The sequence below is a fragment of the Enterobacter sp. YSU genome, assembly GCF_016082135.1.
In the GTDB taxonomy this organism is placed as follows: domain Bacteria; phylum Pseudomonadota; class Gammaproteobacteria; order Enterobacterales; family Enterobacteriaceae; genus Enterobacter; species Enterobacter hormaechei_C.
On the sequence record NZ_CP059487.1, the window covers coordinates 4,658,863 to 4,680,074 of the forward strand.

Here is a 21,212-nt window from a genome sequence, read left to right on the forward strand (position 1 = left end):
CTCCTTAACGACCCGCGGTCCACTCCTGCGTGGTGAGCGCGGTGAGCACATGGTCCCGCCACTCGCCGTCAATCAGCAGATAATCTTTGGCATAGCCCTCTTTCTCAAACCCCAGGCGGGCCAGCAGATCGCCGCTGCGCTTATTGTGCGGCATGTAGTTGGCCATAATGCGATGGATATGTTGCGTGCGCTGCATGTAGCGAATCGCCGCCGTCAGCGCCTCAAACATGAGCCCCTGCCCCTGCCATTTCTGACCGATGGAATACCCGAGGTAACAGGCGTGAAACGACCCGCGTACCACGTTTGAAAAATTGGCAATGCCAACGATCTCTTTCTCCTCCGGATCGAGAAGCGCGAAATAAAACGCACTTCCCTGTTTATGAAATTCCGCAATCATACTGAGGCGCGCCTGCCAGCCAGAGGGGTAGCAGTGGCTCTCGTCCCGAACGGGTTCCCAGGGTTTTAAAAACTGGCGATTCTCGGCGTAATAATCCGCCAGACGCCAGGCATCACGCTCATGCACCAGACGAACGACCAGCCTGTCCGTCGTCAGACGCACTTTTGGCACATTACTGCGATAGCCAAACATCGTTACCACTCCTTCCCGTCGCTTCTGCTCTGCCTGTTAGCTTTACTATACCTGTGCCTGTGCCTTCTGTGAAAACAGTGACATACCATTTTGATCGCTTTTCACATTTTTCGATGAGAACTCTCTATCAAAGCACCTTTTTGATAAAAAAATATTGTCGCCAGCGGGTATGGGAAAAAGCCCGGCGACACCGCAGAATGTTAGCGTGCACATCTTTTATTTTCCCTGGAGGGAAAATGTCCCGCGTATCACAGGCCAGGAGCCTGGGTAAATATTTCCTGCTCATCGATAACATGCTGGTCGTGCTCGGCTTTTTTGTCGTTTTTCCGCTTATATCGATTCGTTTTGTCGATCAAATGGGCTGGGCGGCATTGATGGTCGGGATCGCGCTGGGTCTACGCCAGTTTGTACAACAGGGTCTGGGCGTGTTTGGCGGCGCAATAGCCGACCGCTTCGGCGCGAAACCGATGATCGTCACCGGCATGCTGTTACGTGCGGCGGGATTCGCCACCATGGCAATCGCTCATGAACCCTGGCTGCTGTGGTTCTCCTGTTTCCTTTCCGGGATTGGCGGCACCCTTTTCGACCCACCGCGTACCGCGCTGGTGGTTAAGCTTATCCGTCCGCAACACCGGGGGCGCTTCTTCTCCATTTTGATGATGCAGGACAGCGCTGGCGCGGTGGTGGGCGCCCTGCTGGGAAGCTGGCTGCTGCAATACGATTTCCGCCTGGTTTGCGCCACCGGCGCGGTGTTGTTTATTCTCTGCGCGCTGTTTAACGGTCTGTTTCTGCCCGCGTGGAAGCTGTCGACGGTGAAGGCGCCTGTGCGGGAAGGGCTTGACCGCGTGCTGAGCGATAAACGCTTCGTCACCTATGTGTTAACCCTGACCGGCTACTACATGCTCGCCGTGCAGGTCATGCTGATGCTGCCCATTATGGTTAACGATATTGCCGGCACGCCGGCAGCGGTGAAATGGATGTATGCCATTGAGGCCTGCCTCTCTCTGACGCTGCTCTATCCGATTGCCCGCTGGAGCGAGCGCCGTTTCCGGCTTGAGCACCGTCTGATGGCCGGGCTGTTGCTGATGACGCTGAGCATGATGCCCATCGGCCTGGTGAGTTCGCTTCAGCAACTGTTTATGCTCATCTGCACCTTCTATATTGGTTCAATCATTGCCGAGCCAGCCCGTGAAACGCTGAGCGCGTCACTTGCCGACGCCCGGGCCCGAGGCAGCTACATGGGCTTCAGCCGTCTCGGGCTGGCGCTTGGCGGCGCACTGGGTTACACCGGTGGCGGCTGGCTGTTTGATGCCGGAAAAGCGCTCCATCAGCCGGAGCTGCCGTGGGTCATGCTCGGCATGGTCGGCTTTATGACGCTGATTGCCCTCTGGTGGCAGTTCAGTGATAAACGCAGCACCCGCGGGATGCTGGAGCCTGGCGCCTGACCCTCTTTCACTATCAGTTTTTTCTGCTGGTTTCTGTTGGATCACCCTGACATACTGGCGTATCAGGACAGATGCGCCGATTTTATGTTGAGGAACGCCATGAAAAAGATCGTTATTGCCGCTGCGTTAATTGTCAGTGGTCTGCTGGTGGGATGTAACCAGCTTACGCAGTACACCGTCAGTGAGCAGGAAATTAATCAGGCGCTGGAAAAACATAATAACTTTTCAAAAGATATCGGCGTGCCCGGCCTTGCGGATGCGCATATCGTCCTGACGAATCTCGCCAGCCAGATTGGGCGCGAGGAGCCTAACAAAGTCACCCTTTCCGGCGATGCCAGCCTCGATATGACCTCGCTCTTCGGCAATCAGAAAGCGGATATCAAGCTGAAGCTCAAGGCGCTGCCGGTCTTGAATAAAGAGAAAGGGGCCATTTTCCTGCATGAGATGGAAATCGTCGATGCAGTTGTGACGCCGGAAAAAATGAAACCGGTGCTGCAAACGCTGATGCCGTATCTCAACCAGTCGTTGCAGAACTACTTTAACCAACAGCCTGCCTATGTTCTGAGCGAAGACAAGAGCAAAGGCGAATCCCTGGCGAAAAAATATGCCAAAGGGATAGAGGTGAAACCGGGTGAAATCATCATCCCTTTCACCGACTAAACACTCCGGGCGCTCAGGCGCCCGTTTTTTTTAACGGAATAGTGTGCAAACGAAAACGTTTCCGCTTATGATTTGTGTCCGGCAAAAACAGCCCTCTTATGACTGATCTCTTTCAAGCCGGAGCTTCCATGACTGTACAATCCCAGGTTCTCAAAATCCGCCGCCCAGACGACTGGCATATCCATCTTCGTGATGGCGACATGCTGAAAACCGTCGTGCCGTATACCAGCGAAATTTATGGCCGTGCGATTGTTATGCCTAACCTGGTTCCGCCAGTCACTACCGTCGAGGCCGCGATTGCCTATCGCCAGCGTATCCTTGACGCCGTTCCGGCCGGACACGATTTTACCCCATTGATGACCTGCTACCTGACGGACTCGCTGGATCCGAATGAAGTTGAGCGCGGGTTTAACGAAGGTGTATTCACCGCCGCGAAGCTCTACCCGGCGAATGCCACCACCAACTCCAGCCATGGGGTGACCAGTATTGATGCCATCATGCCTGTTCTGGAGCGTATGCAAAAACTGGGCATGCCGCTGCTGGTGCACGGGGAAGTGACCCACGCTGACATTGATATTTTCGATCGCGAAGCACGTTTTATCGAAACGGTCATGGAGCCGCTGCGCCAGCGTCTTCCGGGGCTGAAAGTGGTGTTTGAACACATTACGACTAAAGATGCCGCAGAGTATGTCCGGGATGGAAACGAGCTGATTGCCGCCACCATCACCCCGCAGCACCTGATGTTTAACCGTAACCACATGCTGGTGGGCGGCGTTCGCCCACATCTGTATTGTCTGCCAATCCTCAAGCGCAACATCCACCAGCAGGCGCTACGTGAGCTGGTCGCCAGCGGCTTCCCGCGCGCGTTCCTCGGCACGGATTCCGCCCCGCATGCCCGTCACCGTAAAGAGGCGAGCTGCGGCTGTGCAGGCTGTTTTAACGCCCCGACCGCCCTGGCAAGTTACGCAACCGTGTTTGAAGAGATGAATGCGTTAGACCATTTCGAAGCCTTCTGCTCCCTTAACGGCCCGCGTTTCTACGGTCTGCCGGTCAATGACACGTTCATTGAGCTGGAGCGCAAAGAAAGCCAGGTTGAAGCGTCGATTGCGCTCACCGACGATACGCTGATCCCCTTCCTGGCCGGTGAAACCGTAAACTGGACGGTAAAACGCTAAAAAAATCGCGCCCCCTGTTGTCAAAGCGACAATATAACTGTATAAATAAACAGTATATTACACAGGGGGCATTTATGCGTATCGAAGTCACCATAGCCAAATCCACCGTCCTGCCTGCTGGCGCACTCGACGCTCTGGCGGGTGAACTATCCCGACGTATTAACAGCACTTTTCCAGAAAACGATGGCGCCGTAACGGTACGTTATGCGACAGCAAACCATCTTTCCGTCATCGGCGGTGCGAAAGAAGACAAAGAACGCATCAGCGAAATTTTGCAGGAAACATGGGAAAGCGCCGACGACTGGTTCATCACTGATTAAAATTTGCTCCCTCATTGTGTTTTTTTGCCGGGTCGCCCCGGCTTTTTTTTCGTTTCGTCTCCTGAAAGTTCAAAATATTTCAGCATCTTCTTAGAAAATCGTGAACAAGATGGCGTTTTATTGTTCGAACAATCCTAAAAAGCATAAAAATGTGTTGCTACCCGTTTATTTTTCCCTTCTGAACCCTTATTAATTGATATACTGAAATTGCTTTCAGAAAAACATGCATTGAACCTCAAAGTCGTTGTCTTCTAACACGCATTAAGGGGGTTATAATGGAAAAGAATAGTGAAGTCATCCAGACCCATCCGCTTGTTGGCTGGGATATCAGCACCGTAGACAGCTACGATGCGCTGATGCTGCGTTTGCACTACCAGACCCCAAATCAGCAAAACCGTGATGAAGCGGAAGTTGGACAGACGCTGTGGCTTACAACAGACGTCGCCCGTCAGTTTATCTCTATTTTAGAAGCAGGCATCGCAAAAATAGAATCTGGCGACTATCAGGAAAATGAGTATAAACGGCATTGACCTTTTGCCCCTTTTCACTCAACAGGCACCCTCGCGGTGCCTTATTTATTTCGCTCTTGTATAAGCCCGCTTAGTTAATTACTCTGCTAACAAAGCGTTAGTTAAGAGAAGCCTATGAAATACGATTTAATCATTATCGGAAGCGGCTCCGTAGGATCTGCCGCCGGTTATTACGCCACGCAGGCGGGTCTGAAAGTGCTGATGATTGACGCCCACCTTCCCCCCCACTCTGAAGGAAGCCATCACGGCGATACCCGTCTGATCCGTCACGCTTACGGTGAAGGTGAACGTTATGTACCGCTGGTGCTTCGGGCTCAGACGCTGTGGGATGAGCTGGCCACACTCACCGAAGATCGCATTTTTGAGCGCACCGGGGTCGTTAACCTGGGGCCAGCCAGCTCCACGTTTCTGGCGACCGTCGAGGAGAGCGCGAAAGCCTACCGCCTGGACGTCGAGCGTCTGGATGCAAACGGCATCATGGCGCGCTGGCCGGAAATTTCTGTTCCTGAAGACTACATTGGATTGTTTGAAGCCAATTCCGGGGTACTGCACAGCGAAACGGCCATTAAGACCTGGATTGATCTCGCCGCCAAAGCGGGCTGCGCACAGTTGTTCAACTGTCCGGTCACGGGCATCACCCACCATGCAGAGGGTTCAACCGTCACCACCTCTGAAGGTGAATATACCGCCACGCGTCTGCTGGTGAGTGCGGGAACGTGGGTGACGAAACTGCTGCCGGACCTGCCCATCCAGCCGGTGCGAAAAGTCTTCTCCTGGTTCCAGTCTGACGGGCGTTACAGCAGTCAGAACAAATTCCCGGCGTTTACAGGCGAGTTACCCAATGGCGACCAGTTCTACGGTTTTCCCTCGGAAAAAGACGCGCTCAAGATTGGCAAACATAACGGCGGGCAGGTAATTTCCTCTGCGGAAGAACGCAAGCCGTACGGCGCTTATCCGCAGGATGGTTCCGAAGCCTTCACATTCCTGCGTAATATCCTGCCGGGCGTAGGCGGGTTGCTTTACGGCGCAGCGTGCACCTACGACAACACCCCGGATGAAGATTTTATCATCGACACCCTGCCGGGACACGATAACACCCTGCTCGTAACCGGGCTCAGCGGTCACGGGTTTAAATTTGCCTCTGTGTTAGGTGAAATCGCCGCCCAGTTTGCGCAGGGGATCGCGCCTTCGTTTGATCTCAAGCCCTTCGCGCTCTCGCGCTTTAACCGATAATACCTCTACAGGCTCCGAATAACCGGGGCCTGTTTAGCGAGAGGGGCATGATGCGCAGACTGGTGAATTACCTTATCAATAACATCCGCGAGCATTTCATGCTCTACATTGTTCTTTGGTCGCTGCTGGCGATCATTGACGTTATCTATATTGTATTCTTCTGAAAATCCTCGCTGACGTTTATTGACACTCCTTTAAATTTATTTAACTTATATTTTTTAAAAAACGTCACCTCAAATTTATTGAACGAAGCGATTGAAATACATTGCGGAAACACATTCAAATTCGCTGAAATAAATTAAATAAAAAGCATTATTCATTTTTTTCAGTTGCATTATTTATTTAACCCGTCCATTTTTATTGCTCAGTCATTTGAGAACGGAAATTCATATGCAATGGCGTAACTCCTCCCGTCGCTACGGAATAATATCCATGTGTTTACACTGGCTTTTTGCACTTGCCGTCTATGCCATGTTTGGTCTTGGCCTCTGGATGGTGACATTAAGCTATTATGACGGTTGGTATCATCAGGCCCCCGAATTGCACAAAAGCATTGGGGTTCTGCTGATGATGGGTCTGGTTTTTCGCGTGATCTGGCGACATATCTCTCCGCCCCCTCCAGCGCCCAAAAGCCATGGCCGACTTACCCGCATAAGCGCTGTTGGCGCACATATCGCACTCTATGCCCTGCTGTTCGCCATTCTGATCAGCGGCTATCTCATTTCGACCGCAGACGGTAAACCGATCAGCGTGTTTGGGCTTTTTGACGTCCCAGCCACGCTGGCTGACGCCGGTTCACAGGCTGACACCGCAGGTGTGGTTCATCTGTGGCTGGCATGGAGCGTTGTGATCCTGTCTGTCCTGCATGGCCTTGCGGCCCTGAAACATCACTTTATTGATAAAGACGATACGCTGAAGCGCATGCTTGGCCGTTCGTCAGTTGACTCTGGAGCATAAAATGAAAAAACGCCTGTTGGGTATCGCATTAGGTTCGCTGCTATTTACCACCGGTTCGGCCATTGCCGCTGACTATAAAATTGATAAGGAGGGCCAGCATGCCTTTGTCAATTTCCGTATTCAGCATCTGGGTTACAGCTGGTTATATGGCACATTCAATGATTTCGATGGCACATTTACTTTCGACGAGAAAAACCCTGCTGCCGATAAAGTGAACGTCACCATTAATACCAACAGCGTCGACACTAATCACGCCGAGCGTGATAAACATCTGCGCAGCGCTGAATTTCTGAACGTGGGCAAATTCCCGCAAGCTACTTTCGCGTCGACAGAGGTGAAGAAAGACGGTGATAAGCTCGCTATTACCGGTAATCTGACGCTGAACGGCGTAACAAAACCGGTCACACTGGATGCCAAATTAATTGGACAGGGCGACGATCCGTGGGGTGGCAAACGTGCTGGCTTTGAAGCCGCAGGCAAAATTCATCTGAAAGATTTTAATATCACCACGGATTTAGGCCCGGCATCGCAGGATGTTGAGTTGATTATTTCGGTGGAAGGCGTTCAGCAGAAGTCATAAAACAGGCCCGGCAGGCTTTCGCGCCGCCGGGCAGTGTTTTACTCCGGGTCCGGAATACCCAGTTTGGTATTCAGTCGGCCCCGGGATTTATTAAAGATCTTATTCCCGTTCTCGCGTCCGGCACGGCGACGACGTTGCTCTTCTTCAGGCAAGATACTCTCTTCACTGCACAGCTCGCTACAGCAGCCATTAAACTTCTCGGCACATGCAGGGCACTGAATAAACAGCAGATGACATCCGTCGTTTTTGCAGTTGGTATGCGTATCGCACGGTGTTCCACACTGGTGGCAGTGCGCGATCACGTCCTCTGAAATTCGCTCGCCCATACGCTCGTCAAACACAAAGTTCTTACCGATAAAACGCACCGGTAAACCCTGCTCACGGGCGCGACGGGCATACTCAATGATCCCACCCTCAATGTGCCAGACTTTATTAAACCCGTTGTGCTTCATCCAGGCGCTGGCTTTTTCACAGCGGATCCCCCCGGTGCAGTACATAACGATCTTTTTGTCTTTATGCTCATGCATCATCTCAACGGCTTTTGGCAGTTGCTCGCGGAAGGTGTCGGCAGGAATTTCCATCGCATTCTCGAAGTGACCCACTTCATATTCGTAGTGGTTACGCATATCAATGAACACCGCATCCGGATCGTCGAGCATCGCGTTCACTTCAGCGGCCTTCAGGTACTCCCCCACATTAGCGGCATTGAAGCTCGGATCGTCAATGCCATCCGCCACAATACGCTCGCGCACCTTCATGCGCAGCACCCAGAATGATTTACCGTCATCATCCAGCGCAATGTTCAGGCGTAAGCCGTTAAGCGCCGGATCAAACCCGTAAAGGAGGTCGCGGAAGGCGCTGACCTTGCTTTCCGGCACGCTGATCTGCGCGTTAATCCCCTCACGCGCCAGATAGACGCGACCAAACACGTTCAGGGCGGTGAAAGCCTGGTAAAGCGCATCGCGGGTCGCCTGGGGATCATCGATGGTGAAATACTTATAGAAAGAGATCGTTGTGCGCGGTTCGGTTTCGGCCAACATACGCGCTTTCAACATCTCATTCGAAACGCGGTTGTGTAACACTGGCATGGTGTACAAGTCCTGCAATCGTTGAGAATTAAAAATCGGTCGGCATGATATAGCAAACAAAGACAATTTACATCCACACAATTTACGCTACATTTCAGTCAACCTGATTAATCAGACTTAACATTTGCATATTCTTTCATGTTTCGATGACAGACATTTTGGCTATGCCTTAAAAAATGAGACAATATCCTTTCAGGACGTTAGAACACAGGACAGACATGACCCAGTTACCGAAATTTACTGCCGCGCTTTTGCATCCCCGCTATTGGTTAACATGGTCAGGCATTGGCTTGTTGTGGCTAATTGTACAGTTGCCTTATCCCGTCATTTTCCGCATGGGTAAAGGACTGGGCCGCATTGCTCAGCAGTTTATGAAGCGTCGCGCCAGGATCGCGTATCGTAACCTTGAGCTTTGCTTCCCTCAGATGAGTGAATCTGAGCGCCACGACATGGTGGTTAAAAACTTCGAATCTGTTGGCATGGGGCTGATGGAGACCGGTATGGCCTGGTTCTGGTCGGATAAGCGCATGGCGCGCTGGACGGAAGTGGCCGGGACCGGCATGGAGCCGGTGCATACTCTTCAGGCCAACCAGACTGGCGTCCTGCTGATTGGCGTTCATTTCCTGACGCTCGAAATTGGCGCGCGCATGTTCGGCATGCAGGCCCCGGGTATTGGCGTTTATCGTCCTAACGATAATCCGGTGATCGATTTGATCCAGACCAACGGACGCATGCGCTCCAATAAAAGCATGATCGATCGCAAAGACCTGAAAGGGATGATCCGCGCCCTGAAATCAGGTGAAGTGGTCTGGTATGCCCCGGATCATGACTATGGCCCGCAATCCAGCGTGTTTGTCCCGTTCTTTGCGGTGGAAGATGCCGCGACGACCACCGGGACCTGGATGCTGGCGCGGATGTCCAAAGCGGCTATCGTGCCGTTTGTGCCGCGCCGTAAACCAGACGGTTCAGGCTATCAGCTCATCATGCTGGAGCCGGAACTCGCGCCACCGCTGATTGATGCAGAAACCACCGCGCGCTGGATGAACGGCGTTGTCGAGAAATGCATTATGCTCGCCCCGGAGCAGTACATGTGGTTGCATCGCCGCTTTAAAACCCGGCCTCAGGGCGTTCCTTCCCGGTATTAACCTGCGTGCGGCCTTCCGGGCCGCATGTTGTTTTAGCTTTAAAAGCTCCCCGTCATTGCGGCAATCATACCCCGGGCGCATAATTAGCAGGCTTATTACCTCACTGTTCACGGTGCCCTGCACCTCATTATGCGGATAGTTATGTCCCCCACAGATGCTCCCATAAACTGGAAACGTAACCTGACGGTTGCGTGGCTGGGTTGTTTTCTTACTGGCGCCGCCTTTAGCCTGGTGATGCCCTTCCTGCCCCTCTACGTTGAACAGCTCGGCGTCACCGGATATAGCGCCCTGAATATGTGGTCCGGCCTGGTGTTCAGCATTACGTTCCTGTTCTCCGCCATTGCGTCGCCTTTCTGGGGTGGGCTGGCGGATCGCAAAGGCCGCAAAATTATGCTGCTGCGCTCCGCGCTCGGCATGGCGATCATTATGCTGCTGATGGGGGTGGCGCAGAATGTCTGGCAGTTCCTGATACTACGCGCGCTTCTGGGCCTGCTCGGGGGATTTATCCCTAACGCCAACGCCCTGATCGCCACCCAAATCCCGCGCCAGAAAAGCGGCTGGGCGTTGGGCACGCTATCCACTGGCGGAGTAAGCGGCGCACTGCTGGGCCCACTGGCGGGCGGGCTGCTGGCCGACCACTACGGACTGCGGCCGGTATTCTTCATTACCGCCAGCGTGCTGTTCCTCTGCTTCCTGGTGACGCTTATCTGTATCCGCGAGAATTTCACGCCCGTGGCCAAAAAAGAGATGCTGCACGCCCGGGATGTGCTGGCCTCGCTGAAAAACCCAAAGCTGGTGCTGAGCCTGTTTGTAACCACCATGATTATCCAGGTGGCCACCGGTTCAATCGCGCCTATACTGACGCTCTACGTACGCGACCTGGCAGGAAACGTCAGCAATATCGCCTTTATCAGCGGCCTGATCGCCTCTGTTCCCGGCGTGGCGGCGCTACTGAGCGCGCCGCGGCTCGGCAAGCTGGGAGACCGGATCGGCCCGGAAAAGATCCTGATCTGCGCCCTGATCGTCTCCGTCCTGCTGCTGATCCCCATGGCGTTGGTGCAGTCTCCGTGGCAGCTCGGCGTCCTGCGCTTCCTGCTGGGGGCTGCGGATGGTGCGCTACTCCCGGCTGTACAGACGCTGCTGGTCTATAACTCCACCAACCAGATAGCCGGTCGTATTTTCAGTTATAACCAGTCGTTTCGCGATCTGGGTAACGTCACCGGACCGCTGGTCGGCGCGGGGATTTCGGCCAGCTTCGGTTTCCGGGCAGTCTTTATCGTGACGGCAGGCGTCGTGCTGTTCAACGCCGTTTATTCGTGGCTCAGCTTATCCCGGGCGCTACGCCCGGCGCGAATAAGACAACATCGTGACGGCTAATTTTCGCATTCATACTTGCAAAATCACATAATCAGCTATTCTTTCCCTGAATACCTTCACGAAAAACAGGGAGACACCAATGACCATGTACGCCACGCTGGAAGAAGCAATTGATGCCGCTCGCGAAGAGTTCCTCGCCGATAATCCCGGCGTTGAGGAAGAAGATGCTGACGTGCAACAACTCAATATCCAAAAATACGTCCTACAGGACGGTGATATTATGTGGCAGGCCGAATTCTTTGCTGATGAAGGTGAAGATGGTGAATGTCTGCCGATACTGAGTGGTGAAGGTGCGCAGGCGGTATTCGACGGCGACTATGACGAAATTGAGTTACGTCAGGAGTGGCTGGAAGAAAATACGCTGCACGAATGGGACGAAGGTGAGTTTCAGCTCGAACCGCCGCTGGATACCGAAGAGGGTCAGGCCGCAGCGGACGAATGGGACGAGCGATAAGTCACCGCTACTCGTAGGGGCCGTGGCTGGCATCGATGGGCAGCAGTAGCGTGTCGAAAATCAGCGAAAACGGCAGATCGAGCACGGTGAGATAGCGCCATGCGGAATCACGGACATCCCACTGTACGCCGGGGTAGTACTGATTCCCGTGGCCCTGCCCGGGGATGGTGCGGCTGATAATGCTGCCGCAACCGCTGAGCAGGCATGCCATCATGACGACAATGATTACTTTCATTTCTGACCTCTAAAAAAATACCGGCGATTAAGCCGGTATTTTATTTGGCGGGTGGCGCTTCGCTTACCCGCCCTACTTAACAACTTACTTCGCCTTCAGGGCCAGCGGATTGAGCTTCACGTCCTTGTAGTAGTTCACCCACGAAGAGTATCTCTCCGGAGAGGACCACACGCGGTAGTGAAGCCGTGCCATCGTCACCGGATCGCTCAACAACACCAGACGACGGTCGCGGTTAAGCTTTTCTGGCGTCTCGTTCAGCGCCTGCTCAACGTGGCGATCGCGGGCGATCTCCAGCACCTGGCTGGCGCGGTGACGCGCCGTCGCCATCGCGGTTGCCAGCGCGTTGAATGACGGGTTAAACACGGCATGCATAAAGCCATCATCCAGCGTGCGTTTGCGGTTCTGCTCCAGATAGGTATCGGTATCCACCAGCACCTGCGGCGGAGAATACTCTTCCGGGATCAGGAACAGCTTCCAGCGTTTGGTACGCAGGCCCACCGTGGAACGGCTGGAGATCACCGACACAAACGGCGACAGGATCAGCGAGAAGACGATTGGCGCCAGCCAGAACAGGAAACGCAGATCCAGCCAGGCCATACCAACGGCCCACACCAGGCCCAGCAGCAGCTGAGAGCCGTGGCGCATAAAGGCTTCACTCCACGGCGTAGAGTCATCGTCACGCTGCGGTGAATTCCACACCACTTCCCATCCCAGGAACGCGCTCACCACAAACACCGTATGGAACAGCATACGCACCGGCGCCAGCAGGACCGAGAACAGCACTTCCAGCAGCAGTGAAAGGGTCACGCGGCAGAAACCACCGTACTCCTTCGAACCTTTGCACCAGATCAGAATGATACTGAGCAGCTTAGGCAGGAACAGCAGCACCATGGTCGACGCGAACAGCGCGATCGCCAGCTCCGGACGCCACTGCGGCCACACCGGGAACAGCTGGCGCGGTTGCAGGAAATACTGCGGCTCCGTCAGAGCATGCACAACCTGCAACGCGGTTGAGAGCGCCAGGAACATAAACCACAGCGGCGCAGACAGATAGGACATAACGCCCGTCAGGAACACCGCACGGTGAACAGGGTGCATCCCTTTCACCAGGAACAGGCGGAAGTTCATCAGGTTACCGTGACACCAGCGGCGGTCGCGTTTGAGCTCATCCAGCAGGTTCGGCGGCAGCTCTTCATACGAGCCAGGCAGATCGTAGGCAATCCAGACGCCCCACCCTGCGCGACGCATCAGCGCAGCTTCCACAAAGTCATGCGACAGAATGGACCCGGCAAACGACCCTTCGCCCGGCAGCGGCGCCAGGGCGCAGTGCTCGATGAATGGCTTCACGCGGATAATGGCGTTGTGGCCCCAGTAGTGGGATTCACCCAACTGCCAGAAGTGCAGACCGGCAGTAAACAGCGGCCCGTAGACGCGGGTCGCAAACTGCTGGCAGCGCGCATACAGCGTGTCCATACCGGACGCTTTTGGCGAGGACTGAATAATTCCCGCGTTCGGGTTGGCTTCCATCAGACGGACCAGCCCGCTCAGGCAGTCGCCGCTCATCACGGAGTCTGCATCCAGTACCACCATGTAGCTGTACTGGTTACCCCAGCGACGACAGAAGTCATCGATGTTTCCGCTCTTACGCTTAACACGACGACGACGACGACGGTAGAAGATCTGCCCTTCGCCCTGCACCTCGGCAATCAGCTCCATCCAGGCTTTTTGCTCCGCCACGCAGATATCAGGATTGTAGCTGTCGCTCAGGATATAGACGTCGAAATGCGCCGCGTTACCGGTCGCCTTCACGGACTCCCAGGTAGCACGCAGCCCGGCGAATACGCGGTCAACGTCTTCGTTACAGATAGGCATGATCAGCGCGGTACGGTGCTCAGGATTGAGGGGCTCATCCCCGACCGTCGACGCGGAAATGCTGTATTTGTCACGCCCCATCAGCAGTTGCAGGAAGCCCATCAGCGCCGTCCAGAACCCGGCGGAGACCCAACAGAACAGCACCGCGAACAGCAGAAGAATGCCGCTCTGTAAAATATACGGCAGCAGCTGCATGAAGGAGACCCAGATATCCTGGCCAATCATGTCAGCAGGGTTAATCAACGCCCAGCCCTGGTACGGCAGAATGGTTTTCATGTACCAGGTGGCGACAACCGTCTGCGCCAGCGTCAGCAGCAGCAGAATGTAACGACGAATCGTTCCCACGGTACGCCATTTCTGCTCGGATGCCTGCTGTTCTTTGGTCAGACGTGACAGATAGCGCGGCGTCACGTCACGCCCACGCAGGCGATCCCAGAAGCGGCCCACCGGGTTGGTGCGCCACGGATCGGGGAACATGGAGGAACGCGTGGCCTTCGGCATCGCCTGTAGCTGGTCACGCCCTTCGTCATCCTTGATTAGCTGCCCTTCTGCCAGCGAGTCCGGCCATGCCTGCTCCAGACGTGCCTTCACTGACCCCAGCGGCGTATCATCATCACGGGAAAAGTGACGATGTTCACCATCCAGCGCGGTGTGAACCGCGCGGATGTCGCTCGCAGGGAGTGCCGCTTTTTCAATGTCCGTCAGCGGCATGGCATCAATATATTCAGATGTATTATTCATTGGCAGGTAGCTGATAGCTCCAGGTTTCACTCAGCGGCTTATCGTTACTGACCAGCGCGGCGCGCATTTCAGTGGTCTGTTTCGGATCTTTCACCTTCACGCGCAGGGTCAAACGCCACCCTTTGGTGACCGGGTTGTAACGCACGGCGTTCTCAACGATTTCACCGTTATCGCCAATGCTGGCCTGTGCCGTCACGGCAGTATCCGGGGCCAGTTTTTTCATATCCTGCCCGGTGAAGTCCACGATAAATGCCAGCGTGCCATCCGGCTGACGAATCAGGTTGGACTGCTTCACGTCACCCGTCGAACGACGCGTCTGCATCACATACGCGTTATCCGGTGCGTGCAGCTTGTCTTCGTCACGGCTGAAGGTGATCGCATACTTGAAGTTCATCTCTTTACCGGCTTCCGGCAGCTGATCCGGTGTCCAGTACGCCACAATGTTATCGTTGGTTTCATCGTTAGTTGGAATTTCAACCAGCTCAACCTTGCCTTTACCCCAGTCGCCTTTCGGCGTAACCCAGGCGCTTGGACGCAGATCGTAGCGGTCATCCAGATCTTCAAAGCGGGAGAACTGACGGCCACGTTGCAGCAGACCAAAGCCCTGCGGGTTTTCCATCGCAAAGCTGCTGACGGCGAGGTGTTTCGGGTTGTTCAGCGGACGCCAGATCCACTCGCCGTTACCCGCATGAATGGAGAGGCCGTTGGAATCATGCAGTTCAGGACGGAAATTGGTCGCCGGAGAGGGCTGGTTCGGCCCGAACAGGAACATGCTGGTCAGCGGCGCGACGCCCAGTTTGCCCACTTTATCGCGCAGGTAAACTTTAGACTGTACGTCAACCACCGTGTCACGCCCTGGCATGATCACGAAGCGATAAGCGCCTGTCGCACGAGGGGAGTCCAGCAGCGCATAAATTGTCAGACGTTTGTCGGTTGGTTTTGGACGTTCGATCCAGAACTCGCGAAAACGTGGAAATTCTTCACCTGATGGCAGCGCGGTATCAATTGCCAGACCGCGCGCAGAAAGCCCGTACACCTGCCCCGCGCCAATCACGCGGAAGTAGCTGGCGCCAAGCATGCTGACGATTTCGTCGTTTTTATCTTTGCTGTTAATCGGATAAAGCACCTTGAAGCCTGCGAAGCCGAGGTCTTTTACCGTGTCTTTATCGTGTTGCACATCGCCAAAATTGAAATAATCCGGGCTGTACTTGATTTTGCGTACCGCGGTCGCCGTCACTTCGTTGATGGCAACCGGCGTGTCGAAGTACATACCCTGGTGGTAAAATTCAAGCTTGAACGGGGTTTTAATATTGTTCCAGTACGCTTTATCGTGATTGAACTGGATCTGCTGATAGTCCGCGTATTTCATGTCGCGGAAAACGGAGGGCAGGTTACTTTTTGGCGCTTCGTAGCTCTTGCCCGCCATCGATTTAGCCTGTTTTGCGACATCATCGATGTTAAAGGCCAGTGCAGATGAGGTATACAGTGACAACAGCACTGCTACACCCAACCAACGCATTTTCATCATTTGTGGTTTATGTTTCATAATAAGTAAGCACTTCCCCCTTTGTGTGCTTATATCGATCCGATCCATTTTAATGGAAACTCAGGCAATCCGACAACATTATCACTGCTTTGTTCAGCTCGCTGGCTCATGGATTAAGCAAATGAAAGAACCCGCTTTTCACTTTGCGTGCTTATCCTGGAGACAGGGTGTCGGTCTTGGTGTAGGGTTGGCTCCGAATGTAACCATTATGAGCCTTAGGGATAAGGCGAAAAGTCTGAGAATGCGCAAAGTTATATGAGCACAATCCCTGTACAACGTGAATATTTCCTCGACTCGATCCGCGCATGGCTCATGCTATTGGGGATCCCTTTTCATATTTCACTGATCTATTCCAGCCACACCTGGCACGTGAACAGCCAGATGCCCTCCTGGTGGCTGACGCTGTTTAATGATTTTATCCATGCCTTCCGCATGCAGGTGTTTTTTGTCATTTCCGGTTATTTCTCTTACATGCTCTTCTTGCGTTATCCCCTCAAACGATGGTGGAAAGTGCGCGTGGAGCGCGTGGGCATACCGATGTTGACGGCCATTCCGCTGCTGACGCTGCCGCAGTTCATCATGTTGCAGCATGTTAAAGGCAAGGCGGAAAACTGGCCGAATCTCTCCTTCTATGAGAAATACAACACCCTGGTCTGGGAGCTGATTTCCCACCTCTGGTTCCTGCTGGTACTGGTGGTGCTAACCACGGTGAGTTTGTTGATCTTCAGCCAGCTGCGCCAGCGCGCGAGCACCGCATCCTCGACCTTCTTCGCCAACATCACCCTGGGCAAGCTGTCGCTGCTGTTTCTTGCGCTGGGGGTCGCGTATGCCGCCGTCAGGCGTACCCTGCTCATTGTCTACCCTCCCATTCTGAGCGATGGGCTGTTTAATTTCGTGGTGATGCAGACCCTGTTTTACATTCCCTTCTTCCTGATTGGGGCGCTGGCATTTATTCATCCCCGGCTTAAAGCGCTGTTTACCACCCCCTCCCCCTGGTGTGCGGTGGGTGCTGCGCTGGCCTTTGCCGCCTATCTTCTCAATCAGCGCTATGGCAGCGGGGACGCGTGGATGTATGAGACAGAGAGCGTGATAACGATGCTGATGGGCCTGTGGATGGTTAACGTGGTGTTCGCCCTTGGCCATCGTCTGCTGAATTTTAAATCCAGTCGCGTCACCTATTTCGTTAATGCTTCGCTGTTTATCTACCTGGTTCACCATCCGCTGACGCTGTTTTTCGGGGCGTACATTACGCCGCATATCGCCTCGAATGCGCTGGGCTTCTTCACCGGCCTGGTCTTTGTAGTTGGCATTGCCATCGTGTTGTATGAAATCCATCTGCGGATCCCGCTTTTGCGTTTCCTGTTCTCAGGCAAACCTCAGGTTAAAGCGGGATAACAAAACGGCGCCTCCAGGGCGCCGTTTTTGCACTTCAGACATCAAAATGCCTGGCTGCGCGCGGTCAAAATCCGCTGATACAGGTCGGCGGTGTGCTCATCGAAACAGACAAAAATGACTTTTTCCGGCATGGGTTTGAGGGAAAGGTAGTGATAAACGGTATTCACGGCGATTGTAGCTGCCGCTTCCTTTGGATAACCGTACACCCCGGTGCTAATGGCGGGGAACGCCATGGTCTTATACCCGTTATCCGCCGCAAGCCGCAGGCAGTTACGATACGCCTGCTCCAGAATCTCAGCCTCATGGCGGTCGCCACCGTGCCAGACGGGTCCAACGGTATGGATCACCGCCTTGGCCGGGAGATCGCCCGCAAGCGTAATAACAGCATGCCCCGGCGGGCACTCTCCCTGCTGCTGACGCACGGTTTTGCATGCTTCAAGGAGTTGAGGGCCTGCGGCCCGGTGAATGGCACCGTCCACCCCGCCCCCACCCATCAGGGAGGAATTGGCTGCGTTGACGATCACGTCAACGTGTACCGTCGTGATATCGCCATGAATTACGTCGATTTGCGGTCTCATAAACACCCTCTGCAACCCGCCTTTTTCATCAGTGTATCGCAGAGGGAGAAGGAGAAAAACTGCCGCGAATAAAACGTCGGTTAGCGGTAATCCACCTGAACGACCGCAAGCGTTTTCTGTTCATTCAGGTATTTCATGCTGACAGCGGCCAGAGCTGAATGAGGATGATGGCCCCGGAGCGCCTCGTCATAACTGATGGTATGCGTTTTCATACGGTTATTTTCCGGACAGGAGATCGCAAACTGCTGATGCCGGGGCGTGACTTCGCACGGGTCAGCGACCACCGCGCCACGAAAATGAATCACCCCACCATTTTCTATAGTTGCTGAATAAGCCGGAGATAAAAAAGAGGACAGGATCAGTCCCAGACCAGAAATAATACACGCTGCGGATTTGAACATTATTTGTACTCCTCAATGAAATTCGTCCTTGAGGGGTAAAAACGCTCCGTTATGACGTATCAATTTAAGCAACCCGATGACTGGGTTCTTGATATCAGCATAGCTTACCTGTGCAGCGCCGCCACTTTATTAAATCATTGATTTCATGAATTATTAAAGCGTACTTGCCGGTGCGTTCCACTGCTGTGATAAATGAAGCGATTTTCCATCGGAAACGGTGACGATTATTTTTACCGCATCCCCTGAACGAATATTTAAACTGATTCGCGTTAAATCAATCGGCTGATTAGCGGGTATAAAAAGAGTATTTTTCTGCCGCGATGTACTTTGTCCCGCTTGCCCCTGTCGGACAGATAACACCTCAACCTGACATTCGCAGGCGTCTGCCAGCGTGACCTGAGGAATAATGATTGTCATATTTGCCTGCTGTGAGGTGCTGAACGTTATCTGGCTGGCAAGCGCGGCAAGGAGAATGAAGGTGCTCATGAGATCCTCCCGAAAAAAAACAGGGCACATGCCCTGTTTTTTGGTACAGAAATGAATCAGTACTGATGTGCGGTCGCGTTGTTGCCAAAGCCAACCTGGTGCACAGTCACCGTTGAGCCGGACGCTGTCTGGTCTACCGCCGCGCCGTTGCCGCCGCCGAACTGTTTCACGTTGATAACAGAGTCTTTGCTATTCCACTGGTCGATGGTGGCGCTGTTACCAAAGCCTTTTTGCAGCAGATCGATAGAACTGTCATCAGAGCCCTGACCAACATCTGCGCCGTTACCGCCACCGTGCTGGGTAATGGTCAATTCAGAATCTCGGGCGTCCGTCTGCAAAGCAAGCGCGGAGTTACCGCCGCCGTACTGGTAAATGCTCAGGGTTGAGTCAGGGCCGTTATTGCCGCCACCCCAGCCACCTCCGTGGCCGCCGCCAAATTGTGGTACCGCACCTGCGAAAGCACTGCCAGAAACTACGATTGCTGCAATAACTGCCACTTTGAAAAGTTTCATGGTAAACCCCCATCGGATTGATTAAGGCGTCACACATCGCTAGCGTTGAATAACGCGAATAGCCATTTGCGACTGTCTCTGTACTACAACTGCTGTTTTCTGCGTACCATACTGCGTTATATTCGCCCTGTTACCCGAGCCTTTCTGGATAATCATGGCGGTGTTGCCAAAAGCGCCCTGCTTAATACTCGCATCGTTGCCGTTACCGGTCTGATCGATATAAGCAAGGTTATACGTCCCTGACTGATCAACATGCGCGCGGTTATTCCCGCCCTCCTGGGAAATAATGGACAGCAATTTAGAACCGCCCTGGCGTACATCAGCATTATTACCTGAACCCTGTTGACCAATAATGGCTGCCTGATTGTATGAAGCTTTACTTAATTCATTTATCGCAAAATTATATTCAGAACTGGCTAAATCTGAATCACCTGCGATTACAAACCCAGGCGCACCCAGTAATGTAAACATCATAAACAACGTTTTGTTTTTCATGCTGTCACCCTGGACCTGGCTATAAAATAGGTATTTCTTTACCCGTTAACGCGATTCGTTTTGTTAACGCCGCGTTACGGAAAAGAGTATGTCTGCCGAAACATATTTAATATCTCACCCGTGTGCCTTATTTTTATATGCTCATTCACCTCAAAGTCGTAAATCTCGCCTGAAACGACGCGACACACCACTAATGCAGAAATAAATTCTTGTCTGTGCGCCTGGACAACAGCGAGACAGGCTGTCCAACCTGTACCGGCTTCTACAGACAAACACGGCAATGTCTTTTGCCAGGTGCGTGACACGAAGCAAGTTTTCTTAAGAAAATTCTCCGGCTTAGAGAAGTCTTAACTTTTTAGCTGAGTTCATACTTTTTACCGGCTGGCTTACAATAATTAAAAGCCCAACAATTCAATCCGTTATAATATATTGTATGACTTTCAAAATCTGTGCACGTTTATACACCTGTACAACTTTCCCCTTATCTTAAAATCTATTCGCCCTGCAAAATACACAACTTAATATCGAATTTTACATTCTGTTACATGATTAACACTTGCTTTAAAGTTTGCAATAGCTAGATTGAAAACAGCAGTATGTTATTTGTTTTTAATTTTACCGCCTCCTTTGGAGGAAGGTTTTTTAACTACACACAGCAGTGCCACACCTGTCAGTACTTCTGGTGCCCTTTTCAATAATACGAGGGCAGCTGCCGGGTGTCATAAATAACGTGGGGTTTCATCATGTTTAATGAAGTCCATAGCTTACCCGGTCATACATTATTGTTGATCACAAAACCTTCCTTACAAGCGACAGCGTTATTGCAGCATTTAAAACAATGCCTCTCGCTTAACGGGAAACTGCATAATATTCAACGTTCTTTTGATGATATCGCTCCTGGCAGCATCATTCTTCTCGATATGATGGAAGCGGATAAAAAACTGATCCATTACTGGCAGGATAATTTAAGCAGGAAAAACAATAATATCCGCGTATTGTTATTAAATACGCCTGATGAGTATCCTTTCCGCGATATTGAGAGCTGGCCGCATATTAACGGCGTGTTTTACGTCACTGAAGAAGAAAACCGTGTCGTGGAGGGTTTGCAGGGCATATTGCGGGGGGAGTGTTATTTCTCGCAAAAACTGGCCAGCTACCTCATTACCCACTCCGGAAATTATCGCTATAACAGTTCAGAATCTGCACTTCTGACGCACCGTGAGAAAGAGATCCTGAACAAACTGCGTATTGGTGCTTCAAATATTGAAATCGCCCGTTCGTTATTTATCAGCGAAAATACGGTTAAGACGCATCTTTATAATCTTTTCAAAAAGATAGCTGTTAAAAATCGCACGCAGGCGGTGTCGTGGGCAAACGATAACCTCAGGCGTTAATAGC

Annotated in this window: 24 protein-coding genes; 14 read left to right on the top strand and 10 right to left on the bottom strand. The window is 52.9% G+C overall.

Annotation, left to right across the window (positions count from 1 at the left end):
• Nucleotides 1-4 precede the first annotated feature (4 nt).
• Nucleotides 5-589, bottom strand: coding sequence for a ribosomal protein S5-alanine N-acetyltransferase (gene rimJ, locus H2Z33_RS22400; protein WP_003858007.1), 585 nt, complete (start codon nt 587-589; stop codon nt 5-7).
• A 236-nt stretch (nt 590-825) separates the two neighbouring features.
• Between rimJ and mdtH the strand changes: the two genes are divergently transcribed.
• The 9 genes from mdtH to H2Z33_RS22445 all read left to right on the top strand — a co-directional run bounded on the left by mdtH (nt 826) and on the right by H2Z33_RS22445 (nt 7,489).
• Nucleotides 826-2,034, top strand: a complete 1,209-nt coding sequence (gene mdtH, locus H2Z33_RS22405) for a multidrug efflux MFS transporter MdtH (protein ID WP_006809273.1) — start codon at nt 826-828, stop codon at nt 2,032-2,034.
• 99 nt (nt 2,035-2,133) lie between these two features.
• The gene (locus H2Z33_RS22410; RefSeq protein WP_058686326.1) at nt 2,134-2,694 is read left to right on the top strand and encodes a lipoprotein; all 561 of its coding nucleotides are present in this window, start codon (nt 2,134-2,136) and stop codon (nt 2,692-2,694) included.
• A 128-nt stretch (nt 2,695-2,822) separates the two neighbouring features.
• A complete protein-coding gene (gene pyrC, locus H2Z33_RS22415) occupies nt 2,823-3,869 on the top strand; it encodes a dihydroorotase (protein ID WP_017384740.1) in 1,047 nt (348 codons plus the stop codon).
• 74 nt (nt 3,870-3,943) lie between these two features.
• On the top strand, nt 3,944-4,189 hold the full coding sequence (dinI, locus tag H2Z33_RS22420) for a DNA damage-inducible protein I (protein ID WP_003858011.1): 246 nt from the start codon (nt 3,944-3,946) through the stop codon (nt 4,187-4,189).
• Nucleotides 4,190-4,464: 275 nt separating this feature from the next.
• Nucleotides 4,465-4,719: a biofilm formation regulator BssS gene (gene bssS / locus H2Z33_RS22425; protein WP_015570838.1), complete on the top strand. Its 255-nt coding sequence runs from the start codon at nt 4,465-4,467 to the stop codon at nt 4,717-4,719.
• Between the two features lie 114 nt (nt 4,720-4,833).
• Nucleotides 4,834-5,952 carry an N-methyl-L-tryptophan oxidase gene (gene solA, locus H2Z33_RS22430; protein WP_058686327.1) on the top strand — a complete coding sequence of 373 codons (1,119 nt, stop codon included), beginning with the start codon at nt 4,834-4,836 and terminating at the stop codon, nt 5,950-5,952.
• A gap of 50 nt (nt 5,953-6,002) precedes the next feature.
• Entirely contained in the window at nt 6,003-6,116 is a 114-nt protein-coding gene (locus H2Z33_RS22435) for a YceO family protein (protein WP_003858014.1), read from the top strand.
• Nucleotides 6,117-6,342: 226 nt separating this feature from the next.
• Nucleotides 6,343-6,909, top strand: a complete 567-nt coding sequence (locus H2Z33_RS22440; protein ID WP_017384743.1) for a cytochrome b — start codon at nt 6,343-6,345, stop codon at nt 6,907-6,909.
• 1 nt (nt 6,910) lies between these two features.
• On the top strand, nt 6,911-7,489 hold the full coding sequence (locus tag H2Z33_RS22445) for a YceI family protein (RefSeq protein ID WP_017384744.1): 579 nt from the start codon (nt 6,911-6,913) through the stop codon (nt 7,487-7,489).
• 38 nt (nt 7,490-7,527) lie between these two features.
• Here H2Z33_RS22445 and H2Z33_RS22450 read toward each other — a convergent pair whose 3' ends face one another.
• Nucleotides 7,528-8,577: a rhodanese-related sulfurtransferase gene (locus H2Z33_RS22450; RefSeq protein WP_063135256.1), complete on the bottom strand. Its 1,050-nt coding sequence runs from the start codon at nt 8,575-8,577 to the stop codon at nt 7,528-7,530.
• Nucleotides 8,578-8,795: 218 nt separating this feature from the next.
• Here H2Z33_RS22450 and H2Z33_RS22455 point away from each other — a divergent pair, with 218 nt between their 5' ends.
• From H2Z33_RS22455 to H2Z33_RS22465, 3 genes are all read left to right on the top strand, one after another.
• Nucleotides 8,796-9,722: a Kdo(2)-lipid IV(A) acyltransferase gene (locus H2Z33_RS22455; RefSeq protein ID WP_003858019.1), complete on the top strand. Its 927-nt coding sequence runs from the start codon at nt 8,796-8,798 to the stop codon at nt 9,720-9,722.
• Between the two features lie 141 nt (nt 9,723-9,863).
• On the top strand, nt 9,864-11,099 hold the full coding sequence (gene mdtG / locus H2Z33_RS22460) for a multidrug efflux MFS transporter MdtG (RefSeq protein ID WP_063135257.1): 1,236 nt from the start codon (nt 9,864-9,866) through the stop codon (nt 11,097-11,099).
• 79 nt (nt 11,100-11,178) lie between these two features.
• A complete protein-coding gene (locus tag H2Z33_RS22465; RefSeq protein WP_015570844.1) occupies nt 11,179-11,553 on the top strand; it encodes a MysB family protein in 375 nt (124 codons plus the stop codon).
• A 7-nt stretch (nt 11,554-11,560) separates the two neighbouring features.
• Here H2Z33_RS22465 and H2Z33_RS22470 read toward each other — a convergent pair whose 3' ends face one another.
• The 3 genes from H2Z33_RS22470 to mdoG all read right to left on the bottom strand — a co-directional run bounded on the left by H2Z33_RS22470 (nt 11,561) and on the right by mdoG (nt 15,947).
• Nucleotides 11,561-11,788 (bottom strand): YceK/YidQ family lipoprotein, encoded by a 228-nt coding sequence (locus H2Z33_RS22470; RefSeq protein WP_003858030.1) that lies wholly within the window; start codon nt 11,786-11,788, stop codon nt 11,561-11,563.
• Nucleotides 11,789-11,872: 84 nt separating this feature from the next.
• Nucleotides 11,873-14,401 (bottom strand): glucans biosynthesis glucosyltransferase MdoH, encoded by a 2,529-nt coding sequence (gene mdoH / locus H2Z33_RS22475; RefSeq protein ID WP_003858032.1) that lies wholly within the window; start codon nt 14,399-14,401, stop codon nt 11,873-11,875.
• Nucleotides 14,394-15,947, bottom strand: a complete 1,554-nt coding sequence (gene mdoG, locus H2Z33_RS22480) for a glucans biosynthesis protein MdoG (RefSeq protein WP_015570847.1) — start codon at nt 15,945-15,947, stop codon at nt 14,394-14,396. Before mdoG ends, mdoH begins: the two co-directional genes overlap by 8 nt.
• Before the next feature lie 255 nt (nt 15,948-16,202).
• Here mdoG and mdoC point away from each other — a divergent pair, with 255 nt between their 5' ends.
• Nucleotides 16,203-17,342: a glucans biosynthesis protein MdoC gene (gene mdoC / locus H2Z33_RS22485; protein WP_063135258.1), complete on the top strand. Its 1,140-nt coding sequence runs from the start codon at nt 16,203-16,205 to the stop codon at nt 17,340-17,342.
• A gap of 41 nt (nt 17,343-17,383) precedes the next feature.
• Here the strand turns inward: mdoC and ymdB are convergent, their stop codons facing one another.
• From ymdB to csgB, 5 genes are all read right to left on the bottom strand, one after another.
• The gene (gene ymdB, locus H2Z33_RS22490; protein ID WP_015570849.1) at nt 17,384-17,920 is read right to left on the bottom strand and encodes an O-acetyl-ADP-ribose deacetylase; all 537 of its coding nucleotides are present in this window, start codon (nt 17,918-17,920) and stop codon (nt 17,384-17,386) included.
• A gap of 80 nt (nt 17,921-18,000) precedes the next feature.
• Nucleotides 18,001-18,321 carry a type 1 fimbrial protein gene (locus H2Z33_RS22495; protein WP_017384751.1) on the bottom strand — a complete coding sequence of 107 codons (321 nt, stop codon included), beginning with the start codon at nt 18,319-18,321 and terminating at the stop codon, nt 18,001-18,003.
• 153 nt (nt 18,322-18,474) lie between these two features.
• Nucleotides 18,475-18,807, bottom strand: coding sequence for a curli assembly chaperone CsgC (csgC, locus tag H2Z33_RS22500; protein WP_062932050.1), 333 nt, complete (start codon nt 18,805-18,807; stop codon nt 18,475-18,477).
• Between the two features lie 56 nt (nt 18,808-18,863).
• Nucleotides 18,864-19,319, bottom strand: a complete 456-nt coding sequence (gene csgA, locus H2Z33_RS22505) for a curli major subunit CsgA (RefSeq protein ID WP_003858043.1) — start codon at nt 19,317-19,319, stop codon at nt 18,864-18,866.
• 39 nt (nt 19,320-19,358) lie between these two features.
• Nucleotides 19,359-19,814: a curli minor subunit CsgB gene (gene csgB / locus H2Z33_RS22510; RefSeq protein WP_032647963.1), complete on the bottom strand. Its 456-nt coding sequence runs from the start codon at nt 19,812-19,814 to the stop codon at nt 19,359-19,361.
• Between the two features lie 743 nt (nt 19,815-20,557).
• On the opposite strand from csgB, the gene csgD reads away from it, so the two are divergent.
• Nucleotides 20,558-21,208 carry a biofilm master transcriptional regulator CsgD gene (gene csgD / locus H2Z33_RS22515; protein ID WP_063135259.1) on the top strand — a complete coding sequence of 217 codons (651 nt, stop codon included), beginning with the start codon at nt 20,558-20,560 and terminating at the stop codon, nt 21,206-21,208.
• Nucleotides 21,209-21,212 lie beyond the last annotated feature (4 nt).

What these genes read in the sequence shown, in the direction of transcription:
- rimJ (WP_003858007.1), bottom strand. Translation starts at nt 589, where the DNA reads ATGTTTGGCTATCGCAGTAATGTGCCAAAAGTGCGTCTGACGACGGAC.
- mdtH (WP_006809273.1), top strand. Translation starts at nt 826, where the DNA reads ATGTCCCGCGTATCACAGGCCAGGAGCCTGGGTAAATATTTCCTGCTC.
- H2Z33_RS22410 (WP_058686326.1), top strand. Translation starts at nt 2,134, where the DNA reads ATGAAAAAGATCGTTATTGCCGCTGCGTTAATTGTCAGTGGTCTGCTG.
- pyrC (WP_017384740.1), top strand. Translation starts at nt 2,823, where the DNA reads ATGACTGTACAATCCCAGGTTCTCAAAATCCGCCGCCCAGACGACTGG.
- dinI (WP_003858011.1), top strand. Translation starts at nt 3,944, where the DNA reads ATGCGTATCGAAGTCACCATAGCCAAATCCACCGTCCTGCCTGCTGGC.
- bssS (WP_015570838.1), top strand. Translation starts at nt 4,465, where the DNA reads ATGGAAAAGAATAGTGAAGTCATCCAGACCCATCCGCTTGTTGGCTGG.
- solA (WP_058686327.1), top strand. Translation starts at nt 4,834, where the DNA reads ATGAAATACGATTTAATCATTATCGGAAGCGGCTCCGTAGGATCTGCC.
- H2Z33_RS22435 (WP_003858014.1), top strand. Translation starts at nt 6,003, where the DNA reads ATGCGCAGACTGGTGAATTACCTTATCAATAACATCCGCGAGCATTTC.
- H2Z33_RS22440 (WP_017384743.1), top strand. Translation starts at nt 6,343, where the DNA reads ATGCAATGGCGTAACTCCTCCCGTCGCTACGGAATAATATCCATGTGT.
- H2Z33_RS22445 (WP_017384744.1), top strand. Translation starts at nt 6,911, where the DNA reads ATGAAAAAACGCCTGTTGGGTATCGCATTAGGTTCGCTGCTATTTACC.
- H2Z33_RS22450 (WP_063135256.1), bottom strand. Translation starts at nt 8,577, where the DNA reads ATGCCAGTGTTACACAACCGCGTTTCGAATGAGATGTTGAAAGCGCGT.
- H2Z33_RS22455 (WP_003858019.1), top strand. Translation starts at nt 8,796, where the DNA reads ATGACCCAGTTACCGAAATTTACTGCCGCGCTTTTGCATCCCCGCTAT.
- mdtG (WP_063135257.1), top strand. Translation starts at nt 9,864, where the DNA reads ATGTCCCCCACAGATGCTCCCATAAACTGGAAACGTAACCTGACGGTT.
- H2Z33_RS22465 (WP_015570844.1), top strand. Translation starts at nt 11,179, where the DNA reads ATGACCATGTACGCCACGCTGGAAGAAGCAATTGATGCCGCTCGCGAA.
- H2Z33_RS22470 (WP_003858030.1), bottom strand. Translation starts at nt 11,788, where the DNA reads ATGAAAGTAATCATTGTCGTCATGATGGCATGCCTGCTCAGCGGTTGC.
- mdoH (WP_003858032.1), bottom strand. Translation starts at nt 14,401, where the DNA reads ATGAATAATACATCTGAATATATTGATGCCATGCCGCTGACGGACATT.
- mdoG (WP_015570847.1), bottom strand. Translation starts at nt 15,947, where the DNA reads ATGAAACATAAACCACAAATGATGAAAATGCGTTGGTTGGGTGTAGCA.
- mdoC (WP_063135258.1), top strand. Translation starts at nt 16,203, where the DNA reads ATGAGCACAATCCCTGTACAACGTGAATATTTCCTCGACTCGATCCGC.
- ymdB (WP_015570849.1), bottom strand. Translation starts at nt 17,920, where the DNA reads ATGAGACCGCAAATCGACGTAATTCATGGCGATATCACGACGGTACAC.
- H2Z33_RS22495 (WP_017384751.1), bottom strand. Translation starts at nt 18,321, where the DNA reads ATGTTCAAATCCGCAGCGTGTATTATTTCTGGTCTGGGACTGATCCTG.
- csgC (WP_062932050.1), bottom strand. Translation starts at nt 18,807, where the DNA reads ATGAGCACCTTCATTCTCCTTGCCGCGCTTGCCAGCCAGATAACGTTC.
- csgA (WP_003858043.1), bottom strand. Translation starts at nt 19,319, where the DNA reads ATGAAACTTTTCAAAGTGGCAGTTATTGCAGCAATCGTAGTTTCTGGC.
- csgB (WP_032647963.1), bottom strand. Translation starts at nt 19,814, where the DNA reads ATGAAAAACAAAACGTTGTTTATGATGTTTACATTACTGGGTGCGCCT.
- csgD (WP_063135259.1), top strand. Translation starts at nt 20,558, where the DNA reads ATGTTTAATGAAGTCCATAGCTTACCCGGTCATACATTATTGTTGATC.